Below are 222 nucleotides of genomic sequence, written 5' to 3' on the forward strand. Positions count from 1 at the left end.
GCTCAGGCGGATCGGTTGGCGGCCAACCTGGCGAGCTTCGACAGGCCCGCCTTCGCCTGTTCGTCGATAGGTGCGGCGCCGAGCGTCTCGAGCGACCGCGTGGTGAGCATGTCGATGCGCCGTTCAACCGCCGTCAGCGCACCGACCGACTCGATCACCTGGCACAGCGCGCCGACCTCGGCATCGGTGAGTTCGGTGCCGATCTTGGACCGCAACAGGATG

At 67.6% G+C, this 222-nt stretch carries 1 protein-coding gene; it reads right to left on the reverse strand.

Features of this window, described 5'->3' with window-relative positions:
- Positions 1-2 precede the first annotated feature (2 nt).
- Positions 3-222 (reverse strand): hypothetical protein (locus ACKPVM_RS20565; RefSeq protein WP_409311598.1); only part of this gene is annotated, 220 nt, incomplete at its 5' end.

The organism is Pectobacterium hainanensis (assembly GCF_046237015.1).
In the GTDB taxonomy this organism is placed as follows: domain Bacteria; phylum Pseudomonadota; class Gammaproteobacteria; order Enterobacterales; family Enterobacteriaceae; genus JBJYIN01.